The organism is Flectobacillus sp., assembly GCF_049240685.1.
Classification (GTDB): domain Bacteria; phylum Bacteroidota; class Bacteroidia; order Cytophagales; family Spirosomataceae; genus Flectobacillus.
Map to the genome: position 1 here is coordinate 25,015 of NZ_JBMLSD010000164.1, position 15,667 is coordinate 40,681.

12 protein-coding genes are annotated in these 15,667 nt (G+C 36.8%); 7 read left to right on the plus strand and 5 right to left on the minus strand.

Features of this window, described 5'->3' with window-relative positions:
• Nucleotides 1-338: 338 nt before the first annotated feature.
• Nucleotides 339-2,033: a CRTAC1 family protein gene (locus ACOVQ4_RS07550; RefSeq protein WP_421820043.1), complete on the plus strand. Its 1,695-nt coding sequence runs from the start codon at nt 339-341 to the stop codon at nt 2,031-2,033.
• 169 nt (nt 2,034-2,202) lie between these two features.
• On the opposite strand, the gene ACOVQ4_RS07555 is transcribed toward ACOVQ4_RS07550, so the two are convergent.
• The 3 genes from ACOVQ4_RS07555 to asnS form a co-directional block, all read right to left on the minus strand.
• Complete coding sequence (locus tag ACOVQ4_RS07555) at nt 2,203-2,601, minus strand: diacylglycerol kinase family protein (RefSeq protein WP_421820044.1); 399 nt, start codon at nt 2,599-2,601, stop codon at nt 2,203-2,205.
• Between the two features lie 232 nt (nt 2,602-2,833).
• Nucleotides 2,834-3,301 carry a nuclear transport factor 2 family protein gene (locus ACOVQ4_RS07560; RefSeq protein ID WP_421820045.1) on the minus strand — a complete coding sequence of 156 codons (468 nt, stop codon included), beginning with the start codon at nt 3,299-3,301 and terminating at the stop codon, nt 2,834-2,836.
• Nucleotides 3,302-3,571: 270 nt separating this feature from the next.
• On the minus strand, nt 3,572-5,017 hold the full coding sequence (asnS, locus tag ACOVQ4_RS07565; protein WP_421820046.1) for an asparagine--tRNA ligase: 1,446 nt from the start codon (nt 5,015-5,017) through the stop codon (nt 3,572-3,574).
• A 372-nt stretch (nt 5,018-5,389) separates the two neighbouring features.
• Between asnS and rpoN the strand changes: the two genes are divergently transcribed.
• From rpoN to cdaA, 6 genes are all read left to right on the plus strand, one after another.
• Nucleotides 5,390-6,859 carry an RNA polymerase factor sigma-54 gene (rpoN, locus tag ACOVQ4_RS07570; protein ID WP_421820047.1) on the plus strand — a complete coding sequence of 490 codons (1,470 nt, stop codon included), beginning with the start codon at nt 5,390-5,392 and terminating at the stop codon, nt 6,857-6,859.
• Nucleotides 6,860-6,880: 21 nt separating this feature from the next.
• On the plus strand, nt 6,881-7,600 hold the full coding sequence (locus tag ACOVQ4_RS07575) for a hypothetical protein (RefSeq protein WP_421820048.1): 720 nt from the start codon (nt 6,881-6,883) through the stop codon (nt 7,598-7,600).
• Between the two features lie 146 nt (nt 7,601-7,746).
• Nucleotides 7,747-8,526, plus strand: a complete 780-nt coding sequence (locus ACOVQ4_RS07580) for an enoyl-CoA hydratase/isomerase family protein (protein ID WP_421820049.1) — start codon at nt 7,747-7,749, stop codon at nt 8,524-8,526.
• 1,267 nt (nt 8,527-9,793) lie between these two features.
• The gene (locus ACOVQ4_RS07585; protein ID WP_421820050.1) at nt 9,794-10,816 is read left to right on the plus strand and encodes an SPASM domain-containing protein; all 1,023 of its coding nucleotides are present in this window, start codon (nt 9,794-9,796) and stop codon (nt 10,814-10,816) included.
• 29 nt (nt 10,817-10,845) lie between these two features.
• On the plus strand, nt 10,846-11,526 hold the full coding sequence (locus tag ACOVQ4_RS07590; protein WP_421820051.1) for a peptidoglycan DD-metalloendopeptidase family protein: 681 nt from the start codon (nt 10,846-10,848) through the stop codon (nt 11,524-11,526).
• A 28-nt stretch (nt 11,527-11,554) separates the two neighbouring features.
• Complete coding sequence (cdaA, locus tag ACOVQ4_RS07595; RefSeq protein ID WP_421820052.1) at nt 11,555-12,337, plus strand: diadenylate cyclase CdaA; 783 nt, start codon at nt 11,555-11,557, stop codon at nt 12,335-12,337.
• Nucleotides 12,338-12,582: 245 nt separating this feature from the next.
• Here the strand turns inward: cdaA and ACOVQ4_RS07600 are convergent, their stop codons facing one another.
• Nucleotides 12,583-14,205 carry an NADP-dependent glyceraldehyde-3-phosphate dehydrogenase gene (locus ACOVQ4_RS07600; protein ID WP_421820053.1) on the minus strand — a complete coding sequence of 541 codons (1,623 nt, stop codon included), beginning with the start codon at nt 14,203-14,205 and terminating at the stop codon, nt 12,583-12,585.
• A 397-nt stretch (nt 14,206-14,602) separates the two neighbouring features.
• On the minus strand, nt 14,603-15,010 hold the full coding sequence (locus ACOVQ4_RS07605) for a DUF4332 domain-containing protein (protein WP_421820054.1): 408 nt from the start codon (nt 15,008-15,010) through the stop codon (nt 14,603-14,605).
• Between the last annotated feature and the right edge of the window lie 657 nt (nt 15,011-15,667).

The following is a 15,667-nucleotide window of genomic DNA, read 5'->3' on the forward strand; positions in this document are numbered from 1 at the left end:
ATTTTTAAACACAGTTTAAAGCTATTTAAAAATCAGTCCAAAACTTAGTCTTGAATTAGTAAATTCAATTTTGTCGTGTAACTAACATTTTTATTTCTTTAGCTAATTGCTTACTGCCTAATGCATCTTTACAGATGCCTACTAATTAAAACCTACAAGTATTGAAAACAATAATTGATTGAGGCTTAAGTTTGTCACCTAACACTATTTTATTGAGCCTCTCGTATCACCTGAAATCGGAATGAGTATCTATTCATTCCCTGACTTTTTATCGCCGTTCTGGCAGCTCTACTCATTTTAAAAGTCAACAATTTTTTAGCTCTTTAAGCATAATTTCTATGATTAAACCTTTACTAAAATTAGGATTATTATTCCTTGTGAGCACCACTTGTGTTCAAGGACAAAAAATGTTTACGGACGTTACGAAGCAAGCGGGCATTAACCATCAATTCGAAGTATTTGAAGGGTTTTTGGGTGGAGGAGCCTGTGTGTTGGATATCAATAAAGACGGTTATGACGATATTTTTCTTGCTGGTGGCAAAGCCGATGATATCTTGTATCTCAATAATCGGAATGGTACTTTTACTAATATTTATCAAAGTTCTGGCTTATCGGTTACCAAAAGATACCTCACACAGGGGGCAGTGGCTGCCGATGTCAATCGTGATGGCTGGGTAGATTTATACATTACTACTATTACTTCCAAAGGCTCCAAAAAGGTGATTCCTCGTGAGATTAATCTTTTATTTCTCAACAATAAAAACAATACCTTTAGAGATGCAACGAAAGAGTTTGGCTTGGGTGAATTGAACTCATTCAGCACTGGTGCCAACTTTGGGGATGTCAATGCCGATGGTTATCCAGATTTGTATGTAGGAAATTATTTTACCCAATATCCTGGCGATTTGAGTACGATTAATGCCTCCATGATTGTTGGGGCAAATCAAATAGGAGAGGGGTATTTGTTAATCAATCAAGAAGGGAAAGGCTTCAAAGACGAATATACAAAATATGGTCTTTCACACAAAGGCTTCGGTTTTGGGGGTGTTTTTACCGATTATGATAACGATGGTGATCAAGATTTGGTAGTAAACCATGATTTTGGGTACAAGCGTACCCCAAATCTTCTGCTAGATAATCAATATCCTATGAGTTACTTCAATGATGTTGCACCAAAATTAGGTATGGATTTGAAAATTAATTCGATGGGTACCGCGGTTGGTGACTACAACAATGATGGTTTGATGGACTATTTTTTTACAAACATCCGATTCAATAAATTCATGGTGAATAACGGCCCCGGTAAGCCCTTTTCTGAAAAATCAGCGGAAGTAGGAGTAAATACAATTACGATTAGCTGGGGCGCAAATTTTGCCGATTTTGACCACGATGGCGACCTCGACTTATTTGTTGCCAATGGAGACTTAAATCCCAATTGTGTACCAATGGCAGATGCTTATTATGAAAACAATGGAGGGAAGTTTGTAGATCTTGCTGGACTCAAAGGCCTAAATGATTATGGGATAGGGCGTGGTTCGGTGGTACTAGACTATGACAATGATGGAGATTTGGATTTGTTGGTTGTCAATCAAAAACCTGTGCTTCCCAACTTCCCTACGGTGTCTGTAACGCATTTATTCCGAAATGATGGAGCAAAAGGAAATTGGATAAAAATTGTTCTTCAGGGTATTCAGGCTGAATCTCATGGGATTGGTTCAAAGATTGAGATTGTCGTAAATGGCAAACATCAAATTAGAGAAATTGATGGAGGTGGTTCGAGCCATTTATCCCAAAATGCCACTTTTGCACACTTCGGACTAGGTGATGCTACAACAATCGACGAAGTCATTGTGCATTGGACGGGTGGATATAAGCAAGTGCTAAAAAACCAAAAAGTAAATCAGTTGTTAGTCATTACAGAGGAGGAACACGTGAATCCTCTTGTTTGGACAAAATTGCTGCTAATATCTCTTGTGTTATTGGTGCTGATAGGAGCTTACTTTATTTGGAAAAAAGTGAGCAAAAAGAAATAGATTTTTATGAATGAACCTTGAATAAATAACATGAGTCATTCCTAATTTAGCGAATGAGTGATTATGTTAAAATTTAGATTCTAGCAGTAGAGACGCAATCATTGCGTCTCTACTGCTAGAATACTAATCATTCTTCATTCAATCACTAAATCTGGGATGATTCATATTTCTATAAAAAATGCTCTACAAAAGCGATAATTTTGGGTAGGAAGATTATAATATGACAGGTCATCGATGCCATAGCCGTAATCCAAACCGAACCCGCAGCAATATCTTTGGCTTTTTTGGCCAAAGCATGAAAATCTGGTGAAGCCAAATCGACAATAGCTTCAATGGCAGAGTTAAATCCTTCCGAAGCAATCGCAAGACCATTTCCTAATACCACAAAGAGCCATTCTACCGTATTTATCTCGAAAAACCAGCCAAACAAAAGCCCAAAACCGAAAATAAGCAGATGTATCCGAAAGTTATTTTCTTTTAGCAACATTCCTAAGCCCTGAAAAGCATAAGTAAGACTTTTAAAAAATTTGAGAAATTGAATCATGGGATAGTTAATAGTTAAAGACATTTAATAAGGTGTTTCCCCTCGCAAAATAACTAAAAAAAGGCCAGTCCCCTGAACTGACCTACTAAATTAATGCTATTAAATCGATATGCCTAAATTGTAAATACGCAAATCATTGTATCTCTACAACCGTATCACCTAGTCCGAGACTTAGTCTCAAACTAGGTGATACGGTTAAATGCTAATGATTAGAAATTAAATTCACAATTCTTAATTCACAACTCTGCACTACTATTTACTTGCCACAATCTTTTCTACGAGTATCTGCCAAGGCAATAATTCTCCAACCTTCGGGAGTTTTGAATAGCTGAAAGGCATCGACACCACAATGACTGAATTTTCCATTGGCATAAAATTCATAAGGCGTCCAAGCGGTTGCCATCTGCCCATCAATTCTGATTTCATAACTCAATAATCTTTCTTCAATTGCCAAACTGGCAGGTAGCGAACCAATTTGTTTGACAAAATCGGCAATTCCATTTTCGGTGGTAAGTTCCATTTGTTGTGTTTTACGACTCATTCCTATCGATTGCATACGGATAGATGGGTGAAAAACCGCTTTAATCATAGTCGTATCATGCTTTTGCATGCCAGTAAATAGCTGGTCGATGACCGCTTTTACTGCTTTTTCGTCGGTAGACTGAGCAGATAGTGTTGCTGTAATTGCTGCGATGAAGAAGAAGGTTAGTATGATTTTTTTCATAAAAAAAAGGTTTAAATGCGTGTGTCTACTCTGAAGTGCATGTTGTAATAAAGATATTCATTTTCAAGCATTTTTCCATGGCTGAAGAAATACAATGCCAATGTCAGGATTTTAAATAAATGATACAAATGCTGAATAATAAAAAAGGTTGTGTCGACATTTTTACAAATATCAACACAACCTTTAACGTTATTTATTTCTGTAGCATACAAGATATATCTTTCAGGTTATTTTCAAATAACAGATATACATATAACTACTAACTAGTTCCTAGAATTCAGCAGTTTTTGGTGTACGAGGGAAAGGAATTACGTCGCGGATATTAGTCATACCCGTTACGAACATTACCAAACGCTCAAAACCAATTCCAAAACCAGCGTGTGGTGCTGTACCAAACTGACGAGTTTCGAGGTACCACCAGATAGATTCCATCGGAATACCTACTTCTTGGCAACGTTGAGCTAATTTTTCGTAATTATCTTCACGTTGTGAGCCACCGATAATTTCGCCAATTCCAGGGAATAGCACGTCCATCGCACGAACAGTTTGACCCGGAACATCTTCGGTTACTTCATCCAATTTCATGTAAAAGGCCTTGATATCTTTTGGATAGTTGGTTAAGATAACTGGCTTTTTAAAGTGTTTTTCTACCAAATAGCGCTCATGCTCAGACTGCAAATCGATACCCCAAGCTACAGGATATTGGAATTTACCTTCTTTATGTCGTTTTGAGTTCAATAGAATTTTGATTGCCTCGGTATATGTCAATTTGACATAGTCGTTATCAATCACAAATCTTAATTTTTCGATAAGCGCCAACTCCGAACGCTCTTCTTGTTTTTTGTTTTTCTCTTCTTCTTTTAATCGACTTTCCAAGAATACCAAGTCATCGTAGCAGTTGTCAAGGGCATATCTAATTACATACTTGGTAAAATCCTCAGCTAAGGCCATGTTGTCTTCCAACTCATAAAAAGCAACTTCTGGCTCAATCATCCAGAACTCTGCTAGGTGACGAGCGGTGTTAGAGTTTTCGGCACGGAAAGTAGGACCAAAAGTATATATCTTCGACAAAGCCATTGCACCCAACTCACCTTCAAGCTGACCAGATACAGTAAGATTGGTTTCGCGACCAAAGAAGTCCTCTTTGTAGTTCACAGAACCGTCTTCGTTTAATGGAGGATTCTTAGGGTCGAGTGTAGTAACACGAAACATTTCACCTGCACCTTCAGCATCCGAACCAGTGATGATTGGGGTGTGAAGATAGAAGAAACCATTGTCGTTGAAGTATTTATGAATCGCATAAGCCAAAGTGTGGCGAACACGAAGAATTGCTGAGAATGTATTTGTACGAGGACGCAAGTGACCAATTTCTCTCAAAAACTCTAACGAGTGTTTTTTAGGTTGCAATGGGTATTTCTCAGGGTCAGCAGTACCATATACAAGTGCTGATTTTACTTGTAACTCCACTTTTTGACCTGAACCTTGTGACTCGATTAAAGTTCCTGTAATGGCTACACATGCACCAGTTGTAATAAGCTTTTGGGTTTCTTCGCTCAAAACACCTGCCTCAGCTACAGCCTGGATATTGTGAATTACCGAACCGTCATTAATATTAATGAATGTTACGTTTTTTGATTCACGCTTGGTTCTTACCCAGCCTTTTACCGTAATTTCCGCGCCAACGGCTGCTTCTGCTAAGATTTGTTTGATTTGCATTGTCTAGTTTTACAAAAAAATGTATTAAAAAAATCCACTTTATACATCAAAACGTATGTATTTTACTCAAATTGACTACCTTTCGGTAAGCCTACTTTTCAAAATTACTTACAATTCTGTCAAATACCGAATGATGAATCGCTTTTCATAAGTTTTTTGTCTTTTTAAGAAAAAAAATATTTTTCGTAAAATACTGATTTGTAACTATTTGTACGGAATGTTTGCTTGTATTTGGGATTTTTCAAACATCTTAATTATTTTTATTGAAAAAAATGGCAAGATAGTTGTTATAGGGTGAAATAGAAGAGTGTCCACAAACCTTATACCAATTTTGTTGGATGTTTCTACATTAATCCTTACATGTCATAAAATATGCAAAAATTATCCTTAAACCAGTCGCTCCAGCAGCGACTATCGCCGCAGCAGATTCAATTTATAAAGCTCCTACAAATCCCAACGTTTGAGCTTGCAGCAAGAATCGAAGAGGAGCTTGAGATAAATCCAGCCTTAGAAGAAGGTATGGAGATGGATAATGACGTCCAAGAGCAAAAAGAGGAGTTTGATGAAGAGTTTGATGATTTTAAAGAGGATGAGTTTTCAGATTTTGAGGATAGAGATTTAGATATAGATTCATATCTCCATGACGATTACAGTGGCTACAAAATGCAGGGCGATGGGAATGGCACAGAGGATGAGGAGAAGGAAATGCCTATTATGATGGTAGAGAGCCTATCTGACCATCTTACTACCCAGCTTGGATTTTTACGCTTGGATGAAACTAAGGAAACTATTGGTAAACAAATTATCGGCTCTATAGAGGCCGATGGCTATATTCGACGTCCCTTGCAGGCTATCGTCAACGACCTCGCCTTTACACAGGGAGTCTACACTAGTATTGCCGAAGTAGAGGAGGTTTTGCGAGCAGTCCAAATGTTTGACCCTGCTGGTATCGCAGCTAGAGATTTGAGAGAATGCTTGCTCTTGCAGCTTGACCGCAAACCGCATGATGAGGAACGCGTTCAGAATGCCATTCGGATAGTTGACGAATACTTTGACGAATTTTCTAAAAAGCATTACGAGAAAATTCAAAAACGCCTAAATATCAACGATGAACTCATGAAAGAGGCTATTTCGTTGATTACTAAGTTGAACCCAAAACCAGGTGCCTCTGACGATGATTCTAGCGTCACACAATTTTTAATGCCTGATTTTATCTTGACAAATAATAATGGGAAACTTGAAATTTTTCTTAACTCAAAAAATGCCCCTGAACTTCGTGTAAGTACTTCGTTTCACGAAATGCTAGAAACTTATGATAAAAGTGATAAAAATAATAAGTCAATAAAAGAAACGGTTACTTTTATCAAACAAAAACTAGATTCGGCCAAATGGTTTATCGATGCCATTAAGCAACGACAGCAAACACTTTTGAAAACCATGCAGGCAATTGTTGATTATCAAAAGGATTTTTTCTTGACTGGAGATGAATCAAAACTCAAGCCGATGATATTAAAAGATATTGCCAATGAAATCGAAATGGATATTTCTACCGTATCTAGGGTAGCAAGTAGCAAATCGGTGCAAACAGAGTTTGGCCTATATCTACTCAAATACTTTTTCTCGGAGGGTATCTCTACCGAGTCGGGCGAGGATGCTTCGAGTCGTGAAGTAAAAAATATTTTGAAAGAGTTGATAGAAAACGAACCTAAAAAGAATCCGCTCTCGGATGATAAATTAGAAAAATATCTAAACGAAAAAGGTTATAACATTGCTCGAAGAACTGTAGCCAAATACCGTGAACAGCTAAATATTCCTGTGGCGCGCCTTCGTAAACAACTTTAATTGTGAACCAAACAAAAGTGAATGATGAATAGTCTTAAATTTGCTCTAGCAAATAAAGCGTTTCGTCATTCACTTTTACTTTTACAGACATTGAACACCCGTTTAGCATATATACTCTCGGTTTTGTTGCACCCTCTCTTAATGCCAACCTTATTGTTTGGGATTATATTTTATCAAGCTCCTGTGGCTATTGCAAATCTGGATCTCTTTAGTGGCGCTACCAAAGTTGGTCTTTTAAGTCTAAAACAAGGGCTTCTGTTATTAATTTTGCTACAGACTTTCATCGTACCTGCACTGGCTATTTACTTTATTTATCGTTTGGGCTATATCAAAACCCTCGAAATGCAAACTCTTCGTGACCGTCGCCTACCTTATCTTATCACGGTAATTATTTATACTCTTATCACGGCTTTTTATACCAAATCTATTAGCCAGTTTCCCGAAATTGCAGTTTTGATGTCTAGTATTACTTTCTCTATTGCGGTGGTAGCTTTTATTAGTCTGTATTGGAAAATATCTGCCCATGCCGTCGGTATATCAGGTACTATAGGGGCAGTATTGGGGGTTGCCATTCATTATCCCGAAACTCAATTAATACATACCTTTGGTTTTTTGATTTTGTTAGCGGGTTTTTTATTGGCTGCACGTTTGCAATTAGCAGCTCATACGCTTGCTCAAATCATTGCTGGCGTAGTATTAGGATTAGTGATAAGCCTTTCTGCAACGCTTATCTTATTGTAGTTTCAATTCATTAATGCTTCCTAAATCAGTTTTACTTGTTGGATATTCTATTGAGGATAAAGATAAATAAAATAGTATGCTTGCATAACAATTTTTTTTTTAAGAAATTCAAGCATTGATTTTAAAACCTTTTTAACAGAAAATCTATGTTTGCTTTACTGAAATATGAAGTTAAGGATGCCGTTGCATCTATTGTACTTAATCGTCCTGAAGTTTATCATGCACTCAACCCCGCTTTAATTCAAGAGATTACTAAGGCTGTTAATCTTGCTTCCGAAGATGAAGAAGTTAGAGTTATTGTTTTGACTTCGGAAGGGGAGAGAGCATTTTGCTCGGGTGCTGATTTGAAGGAGGGATTAGGAGAAATTAAACTCCCTAGCCAATCTCTTCGGAAAAATTATAATCCTATGATTTTGGCTATGCGAAATTCTCCAAAGCCTATTATCGGAGGGCTAAATGGCATAGCTGCAGGGGCAGGATGTTCGCTTGCTTTGGCTTGTGATATTTTGATTGCTTCGGAGAATGCCGCTATGTCCGAAATATTTGTCAGTATTGGCTTAATTATAGACGCAGGGTCTTCGTATTTTCTCCCTAGGATAGTTGGGTCTCAGCGAGCTTTCGAATTATGTTCTACAGGACGAAGACTTAGTGCACAGGAATGTTTGAGCCTTGGATTAGTGTCAAAGGTAGTGCCTGCAAATCAGTTTAGAGAAGCCCTCGAGGCCACTGCTCAGCAGTATGCCAATGCCCCAACTAAGGCTATTGGACTTATCAAAAAAGTTTTGAATCAATCATCACACTCTTCACTTGAACAAATGTTGGAACTGGAGGCTATTCATCAAGACGAGGCAGCTCAGAGCTATGATTTTGTGGAAGGGGTATCTGCATTTCTACAAAAAAGACCAGCGCAATTTAAAGGAAGATAATGAATGATGTATTTGTGCAAAATTAGATTTTAGGCAACAGGCAACAGGCACAAGGCAACAGGCACAAGGCAAAGAGTGATAAATGTTTTTTTAGTAAAATAAGATATGTTTTAGTGAATAACTGAGAGCTCAACAATTAGCTTTAAGTTTTTTGTTTTAGACTTAAGGCAAAGAGTGTTAACTGCTTTTTTTAACATAAGATATGTTTTTGTGCAGGGTCGAAAGTTCAAAAATAAAAACCATTCATTAATGTCGTTAAATTAGAAAAGTCAAGAGCATCACTCTTGACTTTTTCTGTAACCCGAACCCATAAAAAAATAATCTAATAAAAGATTACTTAGTTAGTATCATTGCTGTTTTTGCAGCGAAATATCTTTATTTAATGATTAAAATCTTGGTAAAGTTGATGTCCGAATGATTAGGTTGGAAATGCCAAGGACGTGCGGAGTTGTTGCTCCAAAACAAGTATGAAGAAATTAGTTTTAAATTAAGTAAGGTTATAATTTTCACTAATTATATCATATCGTCATCACATCTGGCGGTATGCTTTGAGGACATCTATAACCATAGCAATTTGCATTAGAATTGTTGAAATAACAATTTTTTTTCACACTTTTTTTGTGAAAAAAATATAATATTTAGAAACCATTCTTTATTTACCGTTGAAAAATCATGATTTTCGAGAAAATAAGGTGATTTGTTTTTGAATCCTCTCGAACATTTATTCATTTTGTTTTTCGATAAAAACTATTCGAATTTAGCTTACAGAATATTTTGAGTGGCTTGAAGCGTATAAAAAAAGTGGAGCTTTATCTCTTGATTTTTTAGTACTTACTACTTTTATGTTTTGTGTTTTAGGTATCGATGGAAAATTTTTGCTGAATACCTAAAGCCTAGGCAAGCACAGGTCTTTGTAATTCTATAAAAACACCTTTTTTCTTTAGCCTACGACCTAAAGCTTATTGCCTAATACCTAAATTGTCTATCTGCCAAAGTGCTCCTTTCTCCGACGAACTTCCTAGATTCTACCTATTTATTTAAGAAAGCGTCAGTCTTTTCGAAGGAAATAGAGATTATAAACCGATGTTTTGACAATTATTGAGTAATTTGCAAGGTTAATAGAAATCAAAACCAAGTCCTTTACTTTTGAATAGATTTTGTCCAAAAAAAAGACTTGAACCTAGTTGGATACTCTCAATTAAATCGAGCAGATGTGGTGTTTTGAATAGGATGCTGGTAATCTTCACTACATTTTGTTTTCTCTGTAATGAATAGAAACCTTACCGATGGACTAAATTTTATCTCTAAATTTACATGGAAGCGCATTTTTAATGCGACGAAAGTTTTCATGAGTTATTTTTTTGCAAAACTTACGGGTAAAGCCTATCATTGGGGACTTCCGATTAGTATTTCGTTTGAGCCCACTACTTCATGTAATCTTCGATGTCCCGAATGTCCGAGTGGCTTGCGTTCATTTACTAGGCCAACAGGTATGCTTTCAGATCATCTATTTCAGCAAACTATTGATGAGCTTTCGGATACCTTGATGTATTTAATTTTTTATTTTCAGGGCGAACCATACCTTCACCCTCAGTTCTTGGAGCTAGTACAGTATGCTTCTCGAAAAAAAATTTATACGGCAACTTCCACAAATGCCCATTATTTGAGCGAATCCCAAGCAAAAAAGACGGTGGAATCAGGATTGGATCGCTTGATTATATCAATAGACGGTACTACGCAAGAGGTATACGAACAGTACAGAGTTGGTGGAAAACTACATAAGGTGTTGGAGGGTACAAAGCATATTATTAAATGGAAAAAGGCTTTGAATTCGACTACTCCGCACATTGTGTTTCAGTTTTTGGTAGTTCGACCCAACGAACACCAAATAGAAGAAGTAAAGGCTTTGGCCAAAGAGCTAGGAGTAGACGAAGTAGCGCTCAAAACTGCCCAAATTTATGACTACGAGCAAGGCTCGTCGCTTATTCCGACCATTGAGAAATATGCCAGATATCAACAACAAGCAGATGGTAGTTTTCAAATAAAAAATAGGCTACTCAATCATTGTTGGAAAATGTGGCATTCTTGTGTGATTACTTGGGATGGCTTGGTAGTGCCATGTTGTTTCGATAAAGATGCAGAGCATCGATTAGGCGATTTGAGCCAAACCTCTTTCAAGACTCTTTGGCGTGCAGAATCCTATCAAAGTTTTAGACAAATTGTTTTAAAATCTAGGAGTGAGATAGAAATGTGTAAAAATTGCACAGAAGGCACACAAGTGTGGGCTTAATTCGGTATTTTAAAGGTTTTTAAATCAGTATGTTATTCGAAGATATTTTAAAAAAGCAAAATTTTGCCTCAGTGGTACCTTTCGATTTGACGAAAGAACGACTGTTGAAAATAGACCTTACGGCACAAAATGCTGATTTAGCAAAAATAGACCTCACAGATACCGCTATTTTTACTGAATATGTCTTTGAAAAAATTCAGAAGGTTGAAGCGGTTTGTGCCATAGGAGGATACTTTGAAAATCGATATATTTATCGTAGAAGCCAACATTTTCAGCAGACAGAAGAAGCTCGTTCGATTCATTTGGGGGTAGATATTTGGGCGCCCGCAGGTACTGCAGTATTTGCCCCGATAGAGGGCTACGTCCATAGCTTTGCCAATAATGATAATTTTGGCGATTATGGTCCTACAATCATTTTGGAACATACCATCGAGGGGTATACTTTTTATACATTGTACGGACATTTAAGTCTCCAATCCTTGCAGGACTTAAGAATTGGGCAAGCTGTACAGAGGGGGCAGCGTATAGCTGAATTCGGCAATTTTCCTGAAAATGGGAACTGGCCTCCGCACTTGCATTTTCAAGTAATGACAGATATGCTAGGTAAGGTCGGAGATTTTCCAGGCGTATGCGAACCATCTAAGATTGACTTTTATCGAGCCATTTGTCCAAATGCTCATATCATATTGAAAACCGACACTTTATATTAATACTTTAATCGCAAAAACTTTAAATTATATGCATATTGGCTTTTTAAATATTGATTTTATAGATATAGTCGACGTATTATTCGTCGCCTTCTTGCTTTATCAAATATATCGACTTATTCAGGGGAGTATAGCGAATAAAATATTTTTTGGCTTTATCATCGTATATGTTGTCTATCTGTTAGCAACTGCCTTTGGCATGGAATTGCTATCTGCCATTTTGGGGCAATTTATGAATGTTGGTGTGCTGGCCTTGTTAATAATATTTCAACAAGAAATTCGTCGTTTTTTATTGATGCTCGGAAGGTCAACTTCGTTTCAGGAAAATGCTATCTTGAAAAGATTTTATACACCAAAAATTTCAAAAGAAAAAGTTTCTAATTTACAGGCGATTGTAGAGGCTACCCGAACTATGGCCGCTACGCATACGGGTGCATTGATTGTAATTGAAAAAGAAGATGATTTAAAGAAATTTATTGAGTCGGGAGACGAAATAGATTCTCAGGTATCTAAAAGGTTACTGTTGACAATTTTTCATAAAAACTCACCTTTGCACGATGGCGCTGTGATTATCAAGAATAATCGCTTGGCTGCTGCTCGTTGTATGTTGCCTATTTCTGAAAGTGGTACAATTTCTCCTACTTTAGGTTTTAGGCATAGAGCTGCTTTTGGTATGAGCGAACAAACCGACGCTGCTGTGATTGTAGTTTCAGAAGAAAAAGGCGAAATTTCATTTGTTTCACATGGAGGTATTTTTAGAAATATGTCTAGTAAAGATTTGGAAACAAAATTGGGTGAGTATTTATTGAATTAGGTAAAAAGAGGCTATTCGTTAACCGTATATCCGTTATTTGAAGGTGGTCATAATCAGAAGGGTGCTGTCAAGTATTCATTCACAACTCATCATAAAAACAAAATGGCTGTTTCAGATTTGAAACAGCCATTTTGTTTTTATGATGAGTAAAAGCTATAATTGGCTAATAGTTGGAGAAATTCTACTATTGAAGTCAAGCTGAACAATCACTAATAACTATCACACTAATAACCAATAACTTTTACCTACAAGATAAATCGAGTCGATAGGAAGTTCGATTCTTGATTCTCAACGATTTGGTTGACCAAAGCTTTGTTTTCGGGTGTTTGCTTGGTAGCTACTACCGTACGAATAGAGAACGAACGAAGTGCTGCGGTTACAGACAAAGTTCCCTCGGCAGAGTCTTTACGACCTGTGAATGGGAATGTATCCGGTCCACGCTGGCACTGAGCATTGATATTTACACGAGAGACCTGATTTACAGCAGCATCAATCAATTCGGAGATTTGGTTGATATCTGTTCCAAAAATAGAAACTTGCTGACCATGCGAAGAGGTTGTAATGTATTCGATTGGCTCTTCAATGTTGCTAAACGGAACTACGGGTACCACTGGGCCAAATTGCTCTTCATGCCAGATTTTCATTTGGCTAGTTACAGGCGAAAGTAAAGCTGGGAAAACAAAAGATTTGAAGCTTTCGCCACCGTTTTCGTTAATCACTTTAGCGCCGTGTAATTTGGCATCCTCGATAAGTTCTTTCAAGTAGGCTGGCTTGTTAGGCTCAGGAAGTGGCGTAATGTTTACACCTTTTTCCCACATCAATCCTAATTTTAGCTTGCCAATTTCTTCAGCCATACGTTGGTTAAATCTCTCGATTAATGTTTCATGAACAAACATAATTTTGAGTGCTGTACAACGCTGACCATTGAATGACAACGAACCTAGCATACATTCTTTAACGGCTAATTCTAAGTCAGAACTTTCGGTTACGATAGCAGCATTTTTTGCATCCAAACCTAAGATTGCTCTCAAACGGTTTACTTTAGGGTGCATTTTTTTCAATTTATCTGCTACTTTTGATGAACCAATCAAGGTCAATACATCAATTTTGCCTGACTCCATCAAGCTAGGAATAACCGAGTTTCCACGACCATAAACGGTGTTGATTACTCCAGCAGGGAACGAATCACGGAAGGCCTCCAATAATGGGTAGTGCAATAAAGTACCGTGTTTTGGTGGCTTAAACAACAAGGTGTTCCCCATGATTAGGGCAGGAATCAATGTAGTGAACGTTTCATTCAAAGGATAATTGAATGGTCCCATACACAATACAACTCCTAGAGGAGAACGGCGTACCTGACCGATAATACCCTCTTCAATTAAGAAAGTAGAAGAGTTACGGTCGATATCCTTCAATGCGTCGATGGTATCGTAGATATACTGTACAGTACGGTCAAATTCTTTTTGTGAATCACCCAAAGATTTACCGATTTCCCACATCAACAATTTAACCACCTCATCGCGTTTTTGAATCATTTTTTGGGTAAAGCGTTCTACGCACTCAATACGCTGAGTAACGCTCATTGACGGCCACTCACCACGGCCGTTGTTGTAAGCTTTTACGGCGGCATATAGTACTTCGATGGCATCTGGGGCATCGGTAATAGGATAAGAACCTATACGTTTTTGTTCTAATCCTTTTTCTGTTTTTACATAAACAGGCGACCAAACATCTTGGGTTTTACCAGTCCATTGACGCATCTCACCATTTACCAAGTATTCACGTTGCTCGATAGGCTCGGTGATATTATATTCTGCTGGAATATCAGCTTCAGCAGGGAATAAATTTTCGAGTTGGGATGTGTTCATTTTGCGCTAAAAAAAAATTGGCTTGAGATTAATTTTTGTTTCAGTTAACAGTTTTATTATAGTGTTTGAATATGCTACGAATTGTACAATTTTCGCTGATTGATTTCTTGCCAAAGTTCAATAAAAAGCTAATTTCATCCGTCAGGCTTTGATGATTTATTGAAATTTTACCATCTTGAATTGGTTTTATTCAAAAAATATCTTTTCAGCTTTGCACAATAGCTCTATGTATACAAGCTAAATTATCTGTACTAAGTTTCTGTTTTGAGCATTTTATTTTTTGGTTTTGGAAAAAAATTGAGCCAAAAAAATACCCTCAACACTTGCTGTAACAAAGCCATGTTGAGGGTATTTTTACTCTATAAAAAGATATATTCCTACGATAAAATTTGATAAATTAATAAGTCACCACAGGCGCTAAAGTTTTTGCATGCTCAATAAATCCTTCCACTTGTGACAAGCTCGGAACACGGCCGCTTAGGCCTTTTGCCTCATTTGTTTCTAGCATTTTAGCATGTAAGTTAGCGGCATTACGAGTTGCTAACTCTTTTACAGTATCTACGCCAGCTGCCTCTAAAAGGTCAGATGTTTCTTCTGCAACGCCTTTGATTCTGAACAAATCTGCCATGTTTACCCAACGAAGAATACGTTTTTCATCAATCCCGGTTGTGTCTGCAAGCGAAGAGCGTCCTTTTTTGGTAGCGCCAGCTTCGAGTAATTGTTCAACAGTTTTGATATCAACGGCAGCTAATTTTTCTGCATAAACAGGACCGATTCCTTCAATGTCTAAGATGTTATAAGCCATTTTTTCTAAAAGTTAAATAAAAGATTGATTGTTAGATTGTTGTAATTGATTGTGCCTATTTTTTACAAAGAAAAATCCTAGGCCAAATGTGTTCAGCTTGTTTAAGCTAACCTTACGTAGGCTGAAATATTGTATGAATGCTAGACTTTTCGAAAAATTAATTTACAAGAATACGATAGAAGATTTAGACGCCAAGTACTGACTATTGATTGTTGAAAGTATGATTTACGAGTATTATAAGAAGTACTCGAAGCAATAGCAATATTTAACATATTAGAGATTCAAAAACTACTACCAAGGCTTTATCTTGTTGTGAGTAAATTTAGAAATATATCTATAAAAAAAACAAGGATTTTTAAGCTTTTTTCTATTCAAGTAGTTTAAAATCCTTGTTTTTTGCAATATGTTATTTGTATAAAGGGTATAAGTTCATTGGTTTCTTTTTCACACAAATGTTAAAAATAATTTAGCACTCCCTAATTGAGTAAGTAAAGAGACGTTATTAGTTAACAGTATATCAGTTATTGTAATATAATCAGAATCAAAAGGTTATACTCAATTTTTACTTTTAAGATAATGTGAGTTTAATCTTTCCTGCTACTTAACAGGAAAGATTAAATGAATGATAAATCTAAGTGCCTTTCTAGTAGTATACCT

What these genes read in the sequence shown, in the direction of transcription:
- ACOVQ4_RS07550 (WP_421820043.1), top strand. Translation starts at nt 339, where the DNA reads ATGATTAAACCTTTACTAAAATTAGGATTATTATTCCTTGTGAGCACC.
- ACOVQ4_RS07555 (WP_421820044.1), bottom strand. Translation starts at nt 2,601, where the DNA reads ATGTCTTTAACTATTAACTATCCCATGATTCAATTTCTCAAATTTTTT.
- ACOVQ4_RS07560 (WP_421820045.1), bottom strand. Translation starts at nt 3,301, where the DNA reads ATGAAAAAAATCATACTAACCTTCTTCTTCATCGCAGCAATTACAGCA.
- asnS (WP_421820046.1), bottom strand. Translation starts at nt 5,017, where the DNA reads ATGCAAATCAAACAAATCTTAGCAGAAGCAGCCGTTGGCGCGGAAATT.
- rpoN (WP_421820047.1), top strand. Translation starts at nt 5,390, where the DNA reads ATGCAAAAATTATCCTTAAACCAGTCGCTCCAGCAGCGACTATCGCCG.
- ACOVQ4_RS07575 (WP_421820048.1), top strand. Translation starts at nt 6,881, where the DNA reads ATGATGAATAGTCTTAAATTTGCTCTAGCAAATAAAGCGTTTCGTCAT.
- ACOVQ4_RS07580 (WP_421820049.1), top strand. Translation starts at nt 7,747, where the DNA reads ATGTTTGCTTTACTGAAATATGAAGTTAAGGATGCCGTTGCATCTATT.
- ACOVQ4_RS07585 (WP_421820050.1), top strand. Translation starts at nt 9,794, where the DNA reads ATGAATAGAAACCTTACCGATGGACTAAATTTTATCTCTAAATTTACA.
- ACOVQ4_RS07590 (WP_421820051.1), top strand. Translation starts at nt 10,846, where the DNA reads ATGTTATTCGAAGATATTTTAAAAAAGCAAAATTTTGCCTCAGTGGTA.
- cdaA (WP_421820052.1), top strand. Translation starts at nt 11,555, where the DNA reads ATGCATATTGGCTTTTTAAATATTGATTTTATAGATATAGTCGACGTA.
- ACOVQ4_RS07600 (WP_421820053.1), bottom strand. Translation starts at nt 14,205, where the DNA reads ATGAACACATCCCAACTCGAAAATTTATTCCCTGCTGAAGCTGATATT.
- ACOVQ4_RS07605 (WP_421820054.1), bottom strand. Translation starts at nt 15,010, where the DNA reads ATGGCTTATAACATCTTAGACATTGAAGGAATCGGTCCTGTTTATGCA.